18 protein-coding genes are annotated in these 17811 nt (G+C 44.6%); 2 read left to right on the top strand and 16 right to left on the bottom strand.

Going from position 1 to position 17811, the window contains the following annotated elements; translation table 11 throughout:
* Positions 1-181: 181 nt before the first annotated feature.
* The 12 genes from ADIAL_RS06525 to ADIAL_RS06575 all read right to left on the bottom strand — a co-directional run bounded on the left by ADIAL_RS06525 (position 182) and on the right by ADIAL_RS06575 (position 13262).
* Positions 182-3040 (bottom strand): sigma-54-dependent transcriptional regulator, encoded by a 2859-nt coding sequence (locus tag ADIAL_RS06525; protein WP_034301563.1) that lies wholly within the window; start codon positions 3038-3040, stop codon positions 182-184.
* Between the two features lie 299 nt (positions 3041-3339).
* Complete coding sequence (locus ADIAL_RS06530) at positions 3340-3918, bottom strand: hypothetical protein (protein WP_034301577.1); 579 nt, start codon at positions 3916-3918, stop codon at positions 3340-3342.
* Positions 3919-4311: 393 nt separating this feature from the next.
* Positions 4312-4485 (bottom strand): hypothetical protein, encoded by a 174-nt coding sequence (locus ADIAL_RS11390; RefSeq protein ID WP_155849193.1) that lies wholly within the window; start codon positions 4483-4485, stop codon positions 4312-4314.
* A 108-nt stretch (positions 4486-4593) separates the two neighbouring features.
* Entirely contained in the window at positions 4594-6510 is a 1917-nt protein-coding gene (locus ADIAL_RS06535; RefSeq protein ID WP_051503776.1) for a heavy metal translocating P-type ATPase, read from the bottom strand.
* 156 nt (positions 6511-6666) lie between these two features.
* Entirely contained in the window at positions 6667-7008 is a 342-nt protein-coding gene (locus tag ADIAL_RS06540) for a VOC family protein (protein WP_034301580.1), read from the bottom strand.
* Positions 7008-7295 carry a VOC family protein gene (locus tag ADIAL_RS06545; protein ID WP_034301583.1) on the bottom strand — a complete coding sequence of 96 codons (288 nt, stop codon included), beginning with the start codon at positions 7293-7295 and terminating at the stop codon, positions 7008-7010. Before ADIAL_RS06545 ends, ADIAL_RS06540 begins: the two co-directional genes overlap by 1 nt.
* 67 nt (positions 7296-7362) lie before the next feature.
* Positions 7363-7830, bottom strand: a complete 468-nt coding sequence (locus ADIAL_RS06550) for a glycosyl-4,4'-diaponeurosporenoate acyltransferase (RefSeq protein ID WP_231492107.1) — start codon at positions 7828-7830, stop codon at positions 7363-7365.
* 13 nt (positions 7831-7843) lie between these two features.
* A complete protein-coding gene (locus ADIAL_RS06555; protein WP_051503777.1) occupies positions 7844-8956 on the bottom strand; it encodes a glycosyltransferase family 2 protein in 1113 nt (370 codons plus the stop codon).
* Between the two features lie 5 nt (positions 8957-8961).
* Entirely contained in the window at positions 8962-10494 is a 1533-nt protein-coding gene (locus ADIAL_RS06560) for a phytoene desaturase family protein (RefSeq protein WP_051503778.1), read from the bottom strand.
* A gap of 37 nt (positions 10495-10531) precedes the next feature.
* Positions 10532-11428, bottom strand: a complete 897-nt coding sequence (locus ADIAL_RS06565; protein ID WP_051503779.1) for a phytoene/squalene synthase family protein — start codon at positions 11426-11428, stop codon at positions 10532-10534.
* Positions 11429-11713: 285 nt separating this feature from the next.
* On the bottom strand, positions 11714-11938 hold the full coding sequence (locus tag ADIAL_RS06570; RefSeq protein WP_034301589.1) for a hypothetical protein: 225 nt from the start codon (positions 11936-11938) through the stop codon (positions 11714-11716).
* A 91-nt stretch (positions 11939-12029) separates the two neighbouring features.
* Positions 12030-13262 carry an L-lactate MFS transporter gene (locus ADIAL_RS06575; RefSeq protein ID WP_197017772.1) on the bottom strand — a complete coding sequence of 411 codons (1233 nt, stop codon included), beginning with the start codon at positions 13260-13262 and terminating at the stop codon, positions 12030-12032.
* 150 nt (positions 13263-13412) lie between these two features.
* Here ADIAL_RS06575 and ADIAL_RS06580 point away from each other — a divergent pair, with 150 nt between their 5' ends.
* Positions 13413-14324 carry an AEC family transporter gene (locus ADIAL_RS06580; RefSeq protein WP_034301592.1) on the top strand — a complete coding sequence of 304 codons (912 nt, stop codon included), beginning with the start codon at positions 13413-13415 and terminating at the stop codon, positions 14322-14324.
* A gap of 87 nt (positions 14325-14411) precedes the next feature.
* On the opposite strand, the gene ADIAL_RS11090 is transcribed toward ADIAL_RS06580, so the two are convergent.
* Both ADIAL_RS11090 and ADIAL_RS06585 read right to left on the bottom strand, forming a co-directional pair.
* Positions 14412-14588, bottom strand: a complete 177-nt coding sequence (locus ADIAL_RS11090) for a PspC domain-containing protein (RefSeq protein ID WP_051503781.1) — start codon at positions 14586-14588, stop codon at positions 14412-14414.
* A gap of 73 nt (positions 14589-14661) precedes the next feature.
* The gene (locus ADIAL_RS06585) at positions 14662-15588 is read right to left on the bottom strand and encodes a CorA family divalent cation transporter (RefSeq protein WP_034301595.1); all 927 of its coding nucleotides are present in this window, start codon (positions 15586-15588) and stop codon (positions 14662-14664) included.
* Positions 15589-15766: 178 nt separating this feature from the next.
* Between ADIAL_RS06585 and ADIAL_RS06590 the strand changes: the two genes are divergently transcribed.
* Positions 15767-16489 carry a hypothetical protein gene (locus tag ADIAL_RS06590; RefSeq protein ID WP_034301598.1) on the top strand — a complete coding sequence of 241 codons (723 nt, stop codon included), beginning with the start codon at positions 15767-15769 and terminating at the stop codon, positions 16487-16489.
* Between the two features lie 185 nt (positions 16490-16674).
* Here ADIAL_RS06590 and ADIAL_RS06595 read toward each other — a convergent pair whose 3' ends face one another.
* Positions 16675-17337 (bottom strand): HAD family hydrolase, encoded by a 663-nt coding sequence (locus ADIAL_RS06595; protein WP_034301601.1) that lies wholly within the window; start codon positions 17335-17337, stop codon positions 16675-16677.
* A gap of 2 nt (positions 17338-17339) precedes the next feature.
* Entirely contained in the window at positions 17340-17801 is a 462-nt protein-coding gene (gene ribH / locus ADIAL_RS06600) for a 6,7-dimethyl-8-ribityllumazine synthase (RefSeq protein WP_034301604.1), read from the bottom strand.
* Between the last annotated feature and the right edge of the window lie 10 nt (positions 17802-17811).

Below are 17811 nucleotides of genomic sequence, written 5' to 3' on the forward strand. Positions count from 1 at the left end.
ATGTTTGTCCCTCCCCCCTTTTCAAACTGTCGGACAAATACACTGCCTGTTTCTGCCCTCCTACTTTATATAAGCAAGAAGTGTGCCAACTATAAAGCTTGAAAAAGCCTATCAAATAAACGCTTTGTCCAACACACAAAAAAAGACACACTAATTTAGTGTGTCTTTAGTGTGTCGCCCTTTATTGTTCCATCAGGGTATCAATACTGTCGATTTTTCCATCTGTGTTGTCGATATAATAGTATATATAGGGGTATTCTTTTCGAGGGATATTCACTGCCAGGCTTTTTTCCAGATTTGCTAATGCTCTTCTGAAACTTCTGAAATCTTCCTCAGACAAGACGAAGGCCGTCTGAGGATCTGAATCCACAGTCTCTCCATGAACAAGCCGCTCAATTAGCCCCCCCATGTGCAGCATGAGGTTAACATGAAAAGCATAGTCTGCTGATTCAGCTGCTCTCAATCGGGCACAGTCCAGCACAAAATTCCACAGTGGCGTAAACACTTTTTTGGGATTCAGGAAAGTATACTGTTCTTCCAGAAAATCGTAAGTTATTTCTTTGGCACTCTCCTCATCCAAAACAGCTTGGGCCGAATACATGCTAGCCCCGTGAATGATTTCTTCAAACAGCACTCTTGGTTCTCCTTCAATAAATTTGTCCAGTGGAATGTAAGGCGCTGACAGTTTGGGATCCAGTATTCCTGTTGTAGCAATAATAGTATAATCTTTTTCCCATTCTGCTATTTTTTCATCCAGCTCTGCTACAGAGCTGGTTTTCACTTCAATTGCCCCTTGGCGAGTCTGCTTGAGTGTTTTTTCAATCAGCTCTTTGATTTTTCTAGCCGTTCCTTCGCCACTGGCACAAATCGCTAAAATCACAGGGGGTTTGGCTTTCTTGAGGCTGCTTGGCCATTTCTTTCGGGCTCTTTCAGTAGAATAACCTGAAAACTTTAACAGTGTGTCATGAAGCAGTTCGAGATCTGTGTCCACAAGAGATGCTTTTCTGACTGCTTCAAGGACCATCGGTGTGGAAACCATATCAATAGAACGGACCGGTATGCCGGTCTCTTGCTCAATTGAAGAGCCGAATGTTGCTAGGGAACCCATATCGACCAGCAGCAGAACACCACTCCCCTGGTTGCTCTCAACCACTGCTTGCCTGACGCGTTCATAGGCTATCGCAGGAGACATATCAAGCGGCATATCCACTGCGCTGACGCTGCCTGCATCCAGCAGTTCTTCCGCTACCTGGGCCATACTGCTAGCAGTAGAGTTTCCGTGGGCAGCAATCACCACTTTAATTTGCCCACTTTCCTGATCCTCCCGCAAAGATACGAGTAAAACGGTCAGGTAGTAAATCTCATTTTCGGGTATACTTACCTGGAAAAACGAAGCAATCTTCTCCTTAATGCTAGCGGATACAGCCAGCTCTGCTTCATGTTCCACTGCCATTTCACGAATCCGGTCATGCATTTTCCGCTCTTCCCCGCTGGCAATTTTACTGAGCAGTGAGCTGATATGGAGGCTGATGGCATATATAAAACTCTGCTTGAAACCACCCCCCAGCTCATCCCCGATGAGCTGCACCATGTCGTGGGCAAAGCTGATCACCTCCTTGTTGACAACATCTGCCAGTTTAGATTCTGTATGGAGAGAAAAACCATGATTTCTGTAAAAAGATTTCAAATGAACATTGATGTCTGTGGAAATATATTGATGGATTGTTTCCTGATCCAGACCTTCCGCTTCCAGCAGTGCTGCCTTGTCTCCAATGATATCATATATATTATAGGGCAACTCGTAGGAGTCCATTTCCATCTTGTAAAATGGTTCATTTGGACTGACTGTCATTTTAGCTTCCAGATAGCTGGACAGCTCAGCTTGGTGATGTCGGTTGGATGACAGACCAACCAGGTGGTTTTGTATGGTATCGGGCATATCTTTGATGGACAAGGTGATTTCATCTTTATTCAGCTGATTCATAAAACCTCTGGCGCAGACCAGCTGGATTGTTGATTTGAGCTGACCCACATTCCCGTATCCGACACTACTCAGCAGCCCTTTGACGACATCTTCAGTCATCGTGATTTTCCTCTGAATACGGTTGGCTTCAAGGCCAGTAAGCAGCTTCAGCAGATCCAGCTGTTCCCTAATTGGCCGCTCCTTAAATGAGGGCATATGGATATTAATGGGTATTCGGCGCATAAAAGTGTCCAGGAAAGTAGACTTAGGATCCTCTGTCGTCGCACAGACAATCCGGATACTGGCCTCCCGGTTCTTCCCTGTTTCTCCCAGCCGGCTGTACTTGCCTGTATCCATGAAATAAAAAATCATTTCCTGTCCTTCCGGAGGCAAGCGATGGACTTCATCCAAAAACAGCATGCTTCCGTCAGCTTGCTGAATCAGTCCTTCTTTTTCATTGGCTGCTCCAGTAAACGCACCTTTCGCATAACCGAACAGATAACTCATCAGCAGTTCGGGATTATTGGCATAGTCAGCACAATTAAAGACAGTCAGTTCCTTATCCTCTGCTATCAGTTTATTGGACTGGGCGAACTGGAACATGGCATGAGCAAAAAAGGACTTCCCAGAGCCGGTCGGTCCGGTTATCAGCGTATTCAGTCCTCTGGGCGGGTATAAAACAGCTGCTTTAGCCTGATCAACTGCATTTCGCATGCTCCCATTGGCCCCTATAATAGATTGAAAGATGTCTTGCTGTCCTTTTACCGAGTAGCTGAGTGCCTCTTCTGTGACACTCTTTTGTTTTTTTTCAGATTCCTTATAGCTAGGGACGTGTCCAGACAATGGACGGTGCCGAATCTTTTCAATAGGGACAAAGCGTACGGGCCGTCCCTCTAGCTTCTTAAGTTTGCCTTCACGTACCAGCTGATTCAAATCTTTAGATACGTTACTTCTGAGGATGTCCAGCTTTTCCGCAACCTCAGCTGTAGTGATTCCTATGCCCATTTCGATTTCTTTCGCCGTAAACGTTGAGCTGGCCTCTTGAACAAATTCAAAAATCCGATTTTTTCGATGCAATGGGCACACCTCCTTATTTAATATCCTCTTTGACGAATTCGCTTCCAACCCTAGTATACCCTAAATTTTAGATTCAAAACATGCTTTTCAATGTAATCCTTGTACACTTTATAAACATAATACATCGATAAGCCTAGATTTTTGTTTGAATACTCTTTTATCTGATTTGCTGCAACGTTAAAAAGACAGCTGCCTACGCCAATGCGCAAAACAGCTGTCTGATTTCATATGTGCTTGTGAATTTGCTGTTCTCTCCCTTGTCCGAGGGCCGCAAATATCTAGTCTAGGCAAGCCTGAACTTATTCGTCTACGCTTACTTCTCCTTCAACCGTACCTTCGTCCATTGCAGCTGAGTCCATCAAATCTTCTGATGCAAATGTAACATTACCCGTTACTGTTGCATTGTAAAGCTCGAATCCTTCAGCATCAACGTAGATATCGCCGTCAAGTGTTCCTTCCTCGATACGGAAGTTTGGTGACTCAACAGTCATGGTTCCAACAGTCAGTGTCCACTCTTCCGTAACATTACGGTCATCGTCTTGGTCATAAAGAGCCAGTTTACGGTAGACATCATCATCTTCGTCGCCACGGTTGTGGAATGTACCGGCAACCGTCACGTCATCGCTGATATCAACGTCGTCTGTGATTGCTGTGATCCAGTTTCCGTCTGTGCTTAGTGAAGCAACGACTTCATCCGGGTCAGCAGTAATAGACGCGGCAGTAACTACTTCCTCATCGCCATTCGCTTCTTCCTCTTCGCCTTCTTCAACAACTTCCATGTCTTCAGCTGCGTCATCATCTGTGTCACAAGCTGCCAAGAAACCCCCAAGTGCTATAACTGCAGCGCCAGCTGCCAATTTCTTTTTCAAAAAGTCCATAAGTATCCCTTACCTTTCATGATGGAAATGTAATTTTTTCCTAATAATAAAACGGAGAAGAAGGAGAGAATGCAATACTCGGACAGTTCTTCCCCGTCTCATCACTATGAATATACTATAAAGCAATATTGTGAAATAGTCAACAAAACATTAGATAGAATTTTTTTAGTGTTTACTCATGCATAACTAATAAATACAGACTAGCACACGGTATGTGTCCTAGTCTGTTAAGTAGACTTATTTCAAAAATCACATGCATCTCCATTATTTTTTCAGGAATATGGTGTCAGAAAGCGGACTGACATGAAAACACGAGCAGGCATAAGCTACTCCGGTCTCTCTTGCCTTATCAAGCATAGAATTGGACTGTTGATTCTGTATGAGAACAATACACTATTCAGCCTCATCACCGTCGTCATCCATATCCATGTCTGCATCTTCTTCTGTTTCTTCAGCAGGTTCCACTACCTCGCCACTATCGTCTACGGTTTCTCCATCACCATTTCCGCAGGCTGCGAGCAGTCCAATACTTGCTGTAATCAGTAGCAGTCTATTCCACTTAGCCATTTTCATCCCTCCCTCTTTTCTATCTTTGACCCTATCTTACCATCCGGGAAAATCAAGTCAATTATTTGCACCTTAACCGATACTCAACGCTCATGATGTTATATCTATTCAGTAAAAGTTATTCGCTTGCTCTGCTTTGGGCTTGCTGCCGGTACGCAGGAGCCGCAGGCCATTCAGTATAACTAAGATGGTACTGCCTTCGTGACCTAATACCCCCAGAGGCAAATTAATCAGTTGAAGGACATTAACTGTGATCAGTACCAGTATCACACTGATGGAAAACACAATATTCTGCAAAATGATTCGATTTAACTTTTTAGACAGTCTGTGACTGTATGCAAGTTGATCTAGTTCATTTTTCACAAGAATAATATCAGCTGTTTCCATTGCTAAATCAGTCCCGGCTCCCATCGCTATTCCAATCGAGGCGTTGGCGAGGGCCGGTGCGTCATTGATGCCGTCTCCGACCATGACAATAGTTTCAAAGCGCTCTTTCAGCTCAATAATCAGTTCTGCTTTTTTATCTGGCAGGCAGTTGGCCCGAACTTCATCCATGCCCAGCTGCTCAGCTATCGATTGACCTGTCGCTTCATTATCTCCTGTGATCATTATCGTGTAAATTCCCTGTGTTTTGAAATAGTCTATCAGCCCCTTGGCAGCTGGTGCAGGCTGATCAGACAGAGCAATAACCGCTTGAAGCTGACCATCTTTTGAGACATAAAGGACGGTTTTCCCTTCATCCTGTTTCTTTAACGCACGAATGGCTAGTGGATCTGATTCATCGGTCAGCACAAAGGCCTTTTTACCAATCTTCCAGTGATGTTTCTGTGCAAAGCCTTCTATACCTTTGCCCTCAACTTCACTGATGGTGTCAAAGGCTACTGTCAGTTGCTGCATGTTTTTCGAAAAGTAATCGACCACTGCTTTAGCCAGTGGGTGTGAAGAAGTCCTCTCCATGCTAATAAGAACTGACTGAATCAGTTCTTTCTCACATTCATTCTTGTAAAGAACGTCTGTTACCGACGGCTTGCCCACTGTTAATGTACCCGTCTTGTCAAAGGCTACTGCATCTACCCGGTTTAAATTTTCAAGAAAAGATCCGCCCTTGTAGAGTACGCCTTTTTTTGCTCCGTTGGAAATAGCCGATAAAGTAGCTGGACTGGCTGAAGCCATCAGAGCACAGGGACTAGCTACGGTCAGAAGGACCATGCCGCGGTAAAAAGATTCTGTAAAGCCCCAGTTCAGTACATAATAAAAAATCAGCATCATCAGCGGAACGAACAGCAGGACCACTTTAACATAAGTTGTTTCTATAGAATGAATGAGCGTAGCTGTTTTAGAGGGCGTACTTTGGGCTTCCTCGACGAGCCTGATGATTTTGGAGAAAAGTGTATCTGAATGCACCCTAGTGACTTCAATCTTAATTGGGTTGTTGAGATTGAGGGTTCCGCCGATCACTTCCTCATTCTTTTCTTTGTTGACAGGGATGGACTCACCAGAGATAGCCGACTCATCCATCAAAGCATAATCACTCAGCAGTTTCCCGTCTATAGGAACAGCCCCACCCTTAGGGACTAAAACGGTGTCCCCAACACTTAACTCAGAGGCCGCTACTACTTCAGTGGATCCGTCCGCCTTGATCCGCCATGCTTCTGCTGGGGCCAGCTGCATCAGTTTGGCTATGGCATCCGTACTTTTGTTGGTCGTGTATATCTCGAGAGATCCGCTTAGTGAAAATATAAAAATAAGCAGGGCCCCTTCCAGCCAGAAACCTATAATAGAAGCCCCTACCGCTGCGAGCACCATCAAAATATCCACATTCAATTCTCTCTTACGGATAAAGTCAGTCACTCCTTCTCGTGCCTGATAGTAACCCCCAATTAGGAAAGAACTGACAAATATGACCGCGTCCAGTGGCTGCTGGTCAAAAATAGTGAATAAGCTGCCAATCATAATCAAAAAACCACTGATCACGGTCAACAGCATGGGCGTATTATTTTTAAATATTTTCTGCAGTGCGCTCATCTAAGACTCTCCGTTCTACCTTCGTTTATAGGCTAAAGATAGCATACCCCGACCTGCAATCATACAGAACAACCCTAAACAATAATGATAGTCTTTCTCAGTTTCCATATATTGGACAAAAAAACCGCCGGCTGTCCGGCGGATGAAACAGTTGCATCATGATTCAAAAATTAAGGAAAGCCCACTTGGATCTCTAAGAAGCAACTGATTGTCTGTTTCAGCATAAGGAATATGACTGGCCTCCAGTTGTTTTTTTAAACGATCCACTTCAGCAGTTTTCGAGAGACTAAAACAGACTGCTTGCAGCTCCGGCTGATTAGACTCTCTCCTGACCAGGTCCAAACGCCAGATGTTCACAGCCAGATGATGATGATAGTTTCCCGCTGCCAGAAATAAAGCCTGGGATCCATAACGGGCCTTCAAGTCCAAGCCCAACTGTTTTGCATAAAATTTTTCCGACAAGGCAAGGTCACAGACCTCAAGGTGGAAGTGACCCATTACTGTATCAGCAGGGAATAAAGCACACTGCCAAGTTCTGATCGGTTGGGCAGCCTCAAGGCAAAGTGATACAAGCCTGCCTGGCCTTTGGGATGATTATCCTTCTGCACCTGGGTCAGCTTTACAAGCGTCTGCTTGTTTCCACCTACGCCCAGGCTGACCGTATGCTCATCCTGGCTTAAACATTTCATACCGATGACTTTTGTGTAAAAATCAGCCAGTTTGCTGAGGTTACGAACATTTAGCTCCACTCGTGAACAGTTTAAGTTACTGTCGATTGCAAACATCTGATCACTCCTGTTTGAATAAATGTCTTTTTTTGTGCCTCTTTTCTTTTATGCTTGAACCTGCTGCTTATTTAAGGCGTTGAGCTACTTTCGAAAGGCGAATCCGATTGTAGCGCTGAATGAGTATAAACGGGACGTTAGCTAGTAAGGCATAGACAATCATAAGCCAACCTGCCCAGACCGGATTCCAGAAAAAAAACAGTGGAGCCGGCAGAATTAGCATCCAGTGCGTGAGCTCTGCTCTTTTGGTCTCCTTGATAAACAGTTGAAAGGATGCTTTGCGTGTCTCTGGTAGTTTCTTTTTTTTGTATCCCATTCGAAAAAGACTCGCCCCATCCGGCAAGGCATCTTTCCATTTATGGACCAGAAAACAATCACGCCAGAATGTCCCGTTTTTCTCAAAGGGTCTTTCTTTAAACAATCCGTTCAGCGGATGTGACAGCTGAAAAAAGCGGTCGCTCAGTTTCATTAGAGAAAGTGAAATACTGAAATGAAAGAACAGCCAAGCCAGTATATTAATCCATATAAGTCTCATCTCGCCCATCCCTTCATGTTTTAATTACCCGATCTCTCCATCTGACCCGCTTAAGAATCTTGACCTGAATCCATGCCCAGAAAAAAAGCAATACAAAGGACAGTACAAAAAAGGCGGAAAAGAAGGCCGTCCACCGGGGAAAAGCACCCACTTTATTCATCAACCATCTAAACTCCAGAGAATAAAGCAGGTAAACAGCCAAAAGTAACAGGAGACCTATCGTGTTACCTGTAAAGCTCGCCAGAATTAACTGGCCCAGACTGGAAAAAACACCCGCCACCCAGAAAGCAATACTTATACTCACTAGTCCATGGGTTTCTTTTGAGCCATGGACCAAACTTTTTGTCCAGCCATCTATCAATTGTCTGAGTCCACCAGGATACATCCTGAAACTAAATACCCCGGCTCCGCCGTAGACGGCTACTGGCCAGCTATGCTGCTGGTAGAGCTTAGCCAGCTCAATATCATCCATATGGCTGTTTATAATCGCACCATGTCCGCCAGAATGCTGATACTGTTCTCTATTCGTCAGCATCAAAGGACCAAAGGCTCCTTTTTCAGGCAAGTGTCTGCCCATCAGGCTGAAACGGTTCAGCCCCGCCATCACCATTATATTGGGTACAATAGAAAGTGTTTCATATACTTTCTGTATAATATGATAGGGCTGAATCGACAGGATACCCTGCCCCTTCATCTCGCTGTAGCACCCAAGAATGCGTTTAAGTGAGTCCCGATCTGTGAACCGGGTGTCAGCATCCAGAAATAACAACCACTCGCCTTCAGATTTTCTAAATCCTTTCCAACAGGCCTGAGACTTTCCTTTGACGGCTGCAGTTTTATCTTTCCCCGATATGACACTGGCCCCGTATGCTGCCGCAATGGATGCGGTCTGGTCCGTAGAATCGTCATCAACGACAATCACTTCATGAGGTGTAAACGACTGTTCTTGGATTGACCCCAGCAGCCCCGGCAGCGACAGCTCTTCATTTCTGGCAGGAATGATCAGTGACACCCTGATATCTGTTCGTTCCTTTTTTGAACAAGGAATAAGCGGGATCTTCCATAGAAAGAATACCCCGCCCAAAAAACCGAATATAAGAAAGAATGCATTCAACCATTCGATCATTTGTATCATCCTTTAACTTTTGTCTGACGTTTTGCATCTTCTGCAAGAATGATATCTGTCACTTGTTGGCCACTCAATGTTACCATCGGCATGCCTCCACCAGGATTCACGGACCCTCCGACAAAATAAAGATTTTTGAAAAGCTTACTGCGCTTGGGGAACTTGAATCCTTTATTTTTCTTACGGTCGGTTACAACTCCATAAATCGCTCCGCGGGTTGAATAATACGTTTTTTCGATGTCCACAGGTGTCCACATGTCTTCGACGACGATGTGCTTTCTCAAATCTGTCAGTCCCATGTTTTCAAGCTTAATCAGGACACGTTCACGCAGCTGAGCATAATCTTCTTCGGTGAAGGGCTCATCTTGAATATAAGGAATATGCGGCAGAATCTTGATGTTTTCATGCCCGGCTGGAGCCTGGGTCGGGTCAGTCTTATTACTGTTGACCAAGTAGATAGTCGGATCTTCCGGCAGCGCCTTATCCTTGAATACAGTCTGATAGTTCTTTTCTGAATCAGCCGAAAAGAAAAAGTTATGGTGGGCCAGCTGCGGGTACTCCCGATTGACTCCCAGATGCAGAACCAGTCCGGAAGCGGCCGGCTCAAATTCGTCTTCCAGTTCTTTCGTTACAGTCTGATCCACATCCAGCAGGCGTTCATAAGCCGGAATGACCTCCATATTGGAAACCACACGGTCAGCGTAGACATCTTCACCTGTTGCTAGGCGGATGCCGGTAACAGTCTGTTCCTCATTTGTCAGAATTTCTGTGACCTCCTGATTCAGGTGGAAGGTTACACCTTCTTCTTCAGCCAAACGGGTCAGACCTTTGCCCAGGTTATGCAGACCGCCGTCTACATACCATAACCCTAAATGATGCTGGACATACGCTAGAACATTCATGATTGCCGGTGCATCATCTGCTGACGAACCGACATACTTGATGTAATACTTGAGCATGTCTCGCATATGTGGGTTGGAGATGCGCTTGTCAATTCCTTGGGACATGGTGTAAAAATAGCCAAAGTCTTTCAGCGAAGATATAATGCCATGATGATCTACAATTTCCTGCAGATCATCCAGACCTTTGCCGAAATAGCCATGTTCCGTTGCATCATAAAGTTTCTTGGCATACTTTAAGTATTTTTTATATTCCTGCATATCTTTTTCAGTCAGATTGGGATTCGCTGCTTTCATATCATCCAGATTGTTGTATAAATCGATGACTTCACTGTCTGTAAAAAATGAGCGCCATTCATGCTGGAGCTGTCTGATCGGTACGTAATCCGTCAGTTTTTTGCCACTCGCTTCGAACATCCGGTCAAAAATATGCGGCATGGTCAAAATAGACGGTCCAAGGTCGAAACCAAAACCTTCTGTCTCCAGACGATTCAGCTTGCCGCCTAGGTGAGCATTTTTTTCATATAAAGAGACTTCATAGCCGTTTTGAGCCAGGGTGATAGCTGAGGCGAGTCCCCCTAGTCCTCCACCGATTACAACGACTTTACTTCTTGCTCCTGTTTTAGTCTGTACACTCATACGCAAACTCCTCTATTCCTTTGATTTTTTAGAGACTTTATGACATAGATTTTTTCACTTCACACATGTACGCCATTTTTTTCATGAATGATGTCTTGTTTCGTTTAGTCAGACAATCATACCCATTTTCACGGACGGCGTCCAGAATACCTGCATAGACTCTGGCTGACAAGGCTACAGGGTACTGGCTGTCCCGGTCAAACATATACAAAGAGTCGGTGAAATCAAGAAAAAGGTGTTCCGCCCGTTTGGCAATCGTTTCCCAAATCTTAATAAAAGCCTCGTTGACTTTTTCCTGCTTCAAGTCCTCTATTGAATAATGTTCTTTCTCCATAAGAGTACTAGGCAAATAGATCCGGTCGATAGACTTGAAGTCTTCCCCTACATCTCTCAATATATTAGTCAGTTGCATAGCAATGCCCAGAGACACTGCCTGGTCTTGAAGCTGCTGCTGATTTTCTGTCGCAATGATTGGAAGCAGCATCAGCCCGACAGACCCTGCCACATAATAGCTGTAGTTTTCAACCTCTTTCAGCGTCTTTGGCTGCTTAAAATCATAATCCATTGCTTGACCATTCAACTGATCGTAAAAAGGCTGAATATCCATATCAAAACGGTCAAACACATCCCTAAGTGCTCTCCAGATAGGATGGTCTGCCTCTGTATGCTGTTCAAAACGGTTTAGTTCATTGGTTAAAAACGTCAGTGCTTCTTTCTGCTCTGCTTTTGTCTCTGCTTCGTCGATGCTGTCATCGGCCAGTCGGCAAAAGGCATAAATGGCGTAGACAGCTTGGGCTTTTTGCCTAGGCAGTTTTGAGAAAGCAAAATAAAAACTCTTGGAATGTTTTTTTATGATTTCTTCACAGTACAGATAGTCTTTTTCAATACTGGAAGAATGAATTTTTTCTTTTTCGATAAAAAGCTCCTCCTCCATCTTTTGGATGCAGTTACAAGAGGGTGACCTTTTTTACACAACCCCTATAACGCCTGTCATTTAAAAATACTAGTTTAATATTAACATACTTTGATTTTATACTATACATAGAACATCGGAACTCGAAAAAAAATCATATTTAACACGTTGTGCACCTGACAGCGCAGGATAATCACTGGGTAGGATTTTATGACGCTTGACACCCGAGGCATTCATATCACTTTCCAGTACATGGCTTATAGAAAAAGCTGCCTGAACGGCAGCTTTTTAATCTCCTAATACTGACTACAGCAAGGTCGCATCCAGATAACCTAATTTTCTCGCCTCTTTTATTCTCTTCTGATCTTCTTCTGTTATTTTGAGCAAAGCCGGATTGTGCACGATCATCTCATATCCATACTCCTGTATGCCTGCTTGAATAACTGCCTTGTCAATCCCCGTCACAACAGCTAATATTTCGCCCGGTTTTCTGTCTTTGGCTCTCTCATCGATTACATCAGTAAATAACATCAGAGCCCCTCCTTTACAGTCTTCCTACTCATTATATCAACGTAAGTATACCACAAATGAAAGCGCTTGAGTAGCAGGAGTACCGGCAGATTTATTTCCGGGTCTCCTGCTCTTGACTGACGGCCCGCTCCGCTATATTCTGACTGCTAATTTCAGCAACATCGTAGGGTGGACGGATAAAGAAAGTCAAGGTAAGCCCGAAGACCGCCAAGGCCCCTGCCCACAAAAAAGCCTCTGTCTGATTGGCAGTAGCTGCCAGCAGCACGGGTCCTACAAGGGATGATACACCGTATCCCTGGTAGAGAAGACCATAGTTAGCTCCAAAATGATGCTGTCCGTAATAGTCACTGCAAACAGCTGGAAAAGTAGCCAAAAAGCCGCCAAAAGAACTGACGATCACTGCCAGCAGAAAGAAGTACGTGACGGCATTGAGTACAATGACATTCAAACCAATCATTGAGAAAGCAGTCAAGGCAAAAAGAATGGCAAAAACTCTCAGCCTGCCGTAAATATCCGAAAGGGCTCCCCAGCCCAAACGCCCCGCAGCATTGGATACCGCTGCTATGGCTACAGACCAGCCTGCAATTTGAGGTGAGAGACCCGCGTAATCTCTGGCTATGTCTTGAGACAGGCCGATAATCATCAGGCCACTCAGACTACCGCTGAAAAACATCAACCAAAGCATATAAAAGGAACTTTTTTTCAGCATCCGGCCCGTTGGAATATCTTGAGCCGTGGCAAACACCTGGCTTTCTTCCATCTTGTCAGGCAGGCGAAGCAGTTGCGCACCACTGATTCCTATCAGGCCATAAATCAGTCCCTGGATCATAAACGTTTCAGAAACGCCAAACCTTGCAATCAGTCCAGGCAAAATAAAGTTAAACAGAAAACTGCCCATACCGAAGGCTCCAATGGTGATACCTGTCACCATGCCTTTTTTCTTTGGGTACCATTTCAAACCTGTCGAAAGTGGTGTCACATAAACCATACCGACACCTATACCTCCCAGCAAGCTATACCCTAAATAAAGGGTCATTAGTGTCGTGGCTTGTGACGCAATGATCAGACCTAAACTGAAGCACACCATGCCGAGCGTTCCTACAAAACGCGGACCTTTTTTGTCCAGCAGCCGACCCGAAAAAATCGTAACAAAAGCAAAGATAAACACAATTAATGAATAAGCGGTATAAACTTCGGTTCTTTCCCAGCCGAACTTGTCAGCCAAGGGCTGGTTAAATAGACTCCAGGTGTAAATCCCCCCGATACAGAGCTGCATCAGCACACCGCCAAATAAGACTTTCCATCTTGCATTCGAATTTTTCATCATCATTTCTCCTTTACTCAGACAGTATAGCAGATTGATATTTTGAAGTTCAAAGTATTTTTTGCTGTTTCTGATTTGAGATACTTTTTTAGCTGAAGCTTTCGGAATATAAATGGTATACTGACTTTGCAAGCAGAAAGGAGTTTACATATGTTCGCTGTTTTGATCCAGTCATTTCAATTCCTTCTCGTCATTGCCGTTGCCTATCTCTTCAAGCGGGGCAGTATCTTGAAATCAACAGACGGGCTGATTCTTCAAAAAATAATCCTGTATCTGACACTCCCCGCTACGATTGTAGTCGGTTTTAACGGGGTCACTGTGGAACCGATTTTGTTTATTATGGTTGCACTCGGGCTTCTTTCCAATATACTTCTAATTACTTTTGGTGGTTTTCTATGGCGCAAAAAGACAGCACCCCAGCAGGCTTTAATGATGTTCAGCCAAGCAGGGTACAATATCGGCAATTTCACCATTCCTTTTGTACAAGGATTCTTCCCAGCAGCCATCCCCTATATCGGCAGTTTTGATATGGGAAATGCGCTTATGCTTTTTGGTGGCTCCCCTGTCATTGTCGATCGCATGACCCGACAGGACCACAGTAGTGCAGGCTATTTGAGCCGAATCATCAAACTTTTTAAATCGCCATCTTTTACCGCCTACATTTTCATGTTTTTACTGGCTCTCTTGGGGATTGTGCTTCCCGATCCCTTAGTGTCTGTTTTTCAGCTTTTCTCAAGTGGCAATGCTTTTTTGTCCATGTTTATGGTCGGTTTATATCTGGAGATCACTGTCGACCGAGTATCCTTAAGACGGGTCCGCTACTTGCTTACTGTCCGCTATCTGCTGGCTGTTCTAGTGGCAGCCGGCTTCTACCTTCTGCTGCCCTTACCTGAGCTTGTCAGGGTTTCCCTTGTACTGGTAGCTTTAGCGCCAATCGGGACTGTATCGACAATCAACATGATCATTTACGGCAATCCACGCTCTTTTTCCAGTTTCCTTTCATCCGTCAGTATCATATTTTCACTGATTCTTATGACTCTTTCCCTGCTGCTCATTATGTAGCCTGACCTGCTTTTTCAGGTAAAAAACCTCAGGCTTGTCCCTATGAAAGCGGGCAGCCTGAGGCCTCACGATATAAATAGGACTGTATCAATAGTCATCTGGTATAATCAGTGCCAGAACAATGTAAAGGGGCAAATTAGGCGGCAGGATGATAAACAGAATTCTCACAGCCAAAGAAGATATGCCAAAAAATTCGGCAATTCCCCCGCATACTCCAAACAAGACACGGTCACTGGAAGACTTTCTCAATTTTCTATCACTCATATATTTTCCTCCTCTTTTTCTTATGTCTACCTTAACTGTATACAGATTGTCCCGCAACTAAAATCCCTTATGCTCATAAATATTCCTTTCGCTTAAGATAGACAGCAACCGCTGCTCCTAAAACAATGGATACGGCAATCACCACCAGCGTTTCTGCCGGAGACTCTCTACCTGCGAGCCCGCCTGTGTTCATACCAAACAGACTGAAAATCAGGGTTGGAATCGAGATAACCAGCGCCACAGATTCTAAAAATTCCATTATACTATTCAGCTTATTGTCGATGCTGTCTGAAATCAACCCACTTGTTGACTCAATCAGCTCCTGATATAAATGACTGGTATACTGTGTTTTTTTCAACTTGAGTGCTACTTCGGCTCTTTTATTTACGGGGGTCAGTGTTTTGAACCGTTTTTCTCCCAACCACTGGGATAATGCCTCTTCGAGATCATCGATCCGACGGGAAAAGACAACCACATTCTGCTCCAGTTCAGTCAGATCCAGCAGGACACTTCGGTTTGCCTTCTCTTTTGCTTCAGTTGTGACCCTGTCGATCCGCGGCTGAATGCTATTCAGCTCTTTGTCAATTCCCTCACAGGCTGACAGCATCCTGTCGACCATAATAGTGTAAGGGCTCTCACCGGTCTCCAGCTTTTTCTGAATTCGGGAAGGATCCTCTTTACTTAACAGTAGCAAGGCCATCTTGTCAGTATATATGAAAGTTACCGACTGGTCTGCTCCCTCGTTACTAACATAGGATCTGTCCTGCCAAAGCGGTATATGCAGCATGTAGACAGGCTCATGGTAAAAGGTCTCTAGCTCCAAGAAAAAAGCTAGACTTCTTTCTTCAGCCAGCTTAAAGCAGACAGCCGGAAGATGCTGCTCTTTTTTCACCTGTTTAATTTCTTCTGCTGATGGCGAAGACAGCAGAAGCCAGTTTATGTCAGCATCTTTATGCACTTTTTCAGCTCCACAGTGAACTTTTACACCTGTTATAAGCATCCTGGCCACCTCTTTTTATCTTTGTCCTCATCATACTCTTTACTGACTGGTTTCTTCCAGAAAATGCACTGCAAAAGTCAGAAAAATAAATAGGCAAATGCCCCCTACTGAGGTACACTCTATCTATACAGTGACTTTAAAGGAGGTGAAGGAAGCTGTAAATGGCAGTTTCCCATATATGTTGGTCCCTTTTCTATTAGCGAGCGGTTTTGCCCTTGTTCATTTTCTTTCGATTCACCTCAATCTTCCAAAGCAACGGTTGAGGATGTTCCTTTCCTTTTCTGCCGGTGTGGGCATTGCGTATGTCTTTATTCACCTCTGGCCTCAAGTGGCCGAACACCAGGCTGAAGCGGAAGAATCAATCAGCTGGCTTTCTGGTCATGTGCTACACTACTCCCTCTATATCACTTCACTATTTGGACTGGCTTTATTTTATACACTGGACCGGCTTATCTCCCGGGCTTATGAATCAGAAGAGACGACCGACCCGAATCTCATCGAATCCCGTCTGTTCTGGGCCCATATCTCTTTTTTTGCTCTTTACAATGCGATGATTGGATATCTGCTGAATCACCTCGAGTCTCTAGACCGGACAGTGCTTATTTTCACTGTCGCCTTCGGTCTGCATTTTATTACCAATGACTGGGGTCTAAGGCATCATCACGAAAAGGTCTATGATAGCTACGGAAGACATGTCTTGTCTTTATCCATACTCTTAGGATATCTCCTGGGAGCCCTGACTGATCTGCCGCCTTATTTTATCGGCAGTCTGGAAGCTTTCATTGCAGGCGGAATGACCTTGAATGTGATCAAGCATGAGCTACCTTCGGAGCGGGATGGAAATCTGGAAGGCTTTCTGTCAGGCATTCTCAGTGCAGGTATTCTGTTCGTGCTGATCTGACTGTACTCTTCCCGCTTTCTATAGCGGGGCATTAGCTATCTTTTAAAAAAAGCCTCACTCATTCTGCCGCTGCTGTATAGTGACCCCAAAAGTCTAACTTTTTGGGGTCACTATACAGGGCTAAACAGGTGCGTGAGGCCTTTTTACTGTGGTGCAAGCTTATAAATATTGGCAATGTTACTTGCTTAGAGTAAGTTTTTCAGTTCGCTGATATTATGAATGATCTTGTCGGCTGCTGATAATTCGCTTCCTTGCCCAAAACCATATGTGCAGCCGACAGCATGCACACCCTCCACTTCTCCTGCTTCGATATCTTGAAAACGGTCGCCCACAATCAGTAACTCTCCTTTGTAGTCGTCTTTAAACAGCTCAACAATCTCTTTTTTGCTTTTCTTGAACGCGTACTGCTCAGAGCAGTAAAAGGCATCAAAATAGTAATTTAGACCAAAGGCTTGCCGGTGGCGTTCCATGTAGCTTACTGAGCAGTTACTCAAGAAAATCAATTGGTAGCCCTTGTCTTTCAAATAGTCGAGGGTCTGTATCGCTTCCGGATATAATGCCGCTTGCCCCTCCTCTATTTTTTCAAGCATAGTCTGGCCGATGATATTAGAAGCCTTTGTCTGAAAAGCTGCTTCCAAGTCCGGCATAAACGCTTCCCACATCTCTTTTTTACTATAACCAAGCCAGCGCGTGATATCCGCTTCTTCCCATTCTTCAGGTTCAGCTTTGCCTGCCTTTACCAGATACTGATAGGCTTTCAGAAAAGCCGGAATGTAAATGCGCCTGCTGTCATGAAGCGTTCCGTCATAGTCAAAAATAACCGTCTGCACTCCATCAAAAGGTGTCATGCTTACAGCTTCTTCATCAGGTTGGCCATTTCGATTGCACCAACAGTGACTTCTGACCCTTTGTTTCCGGCTTTGGTTCCTGCCCGTTCAATCGCCTGTTCAATTGTGTCGACAGTCAGTACACCAAACAGTACCGGTACACCCGTGCTGCTAGCTGCATGAGAGACGCCTTTAGCTACTTCTGCACAGACGTGGTCATAGTGAGACGTCGCTCCACGAATGACCGCTCCCAGAGTCACCACCGCATCGTACTGTCCCGAGGCGGCCATTTTCTGAGCAGCCATTGGGATTTCGAAAGCGCCCGGCACCCAAGCGACAGTAATATCATCTTCATTCATGCCATGACGTTTCAGGGTATCAACTGCCCCGTCCAGTAGGCGCGAGCCAATAAAGTCGTTGAAGCGGGCCACAACGATCCCGATTTTTAAATCCTGTGCAGTTAAGTGTCCTTCAATCATTTTCATTTTATATATC

The organism is Alkalibacterium sp. AK22 (assembly GCF_000585255.1).
Classification (GTDB): Bacteria; Bacillota; Bacilli; order Lactobacillales; family Carnobacteriaceae_A; genus Alkalibacterium.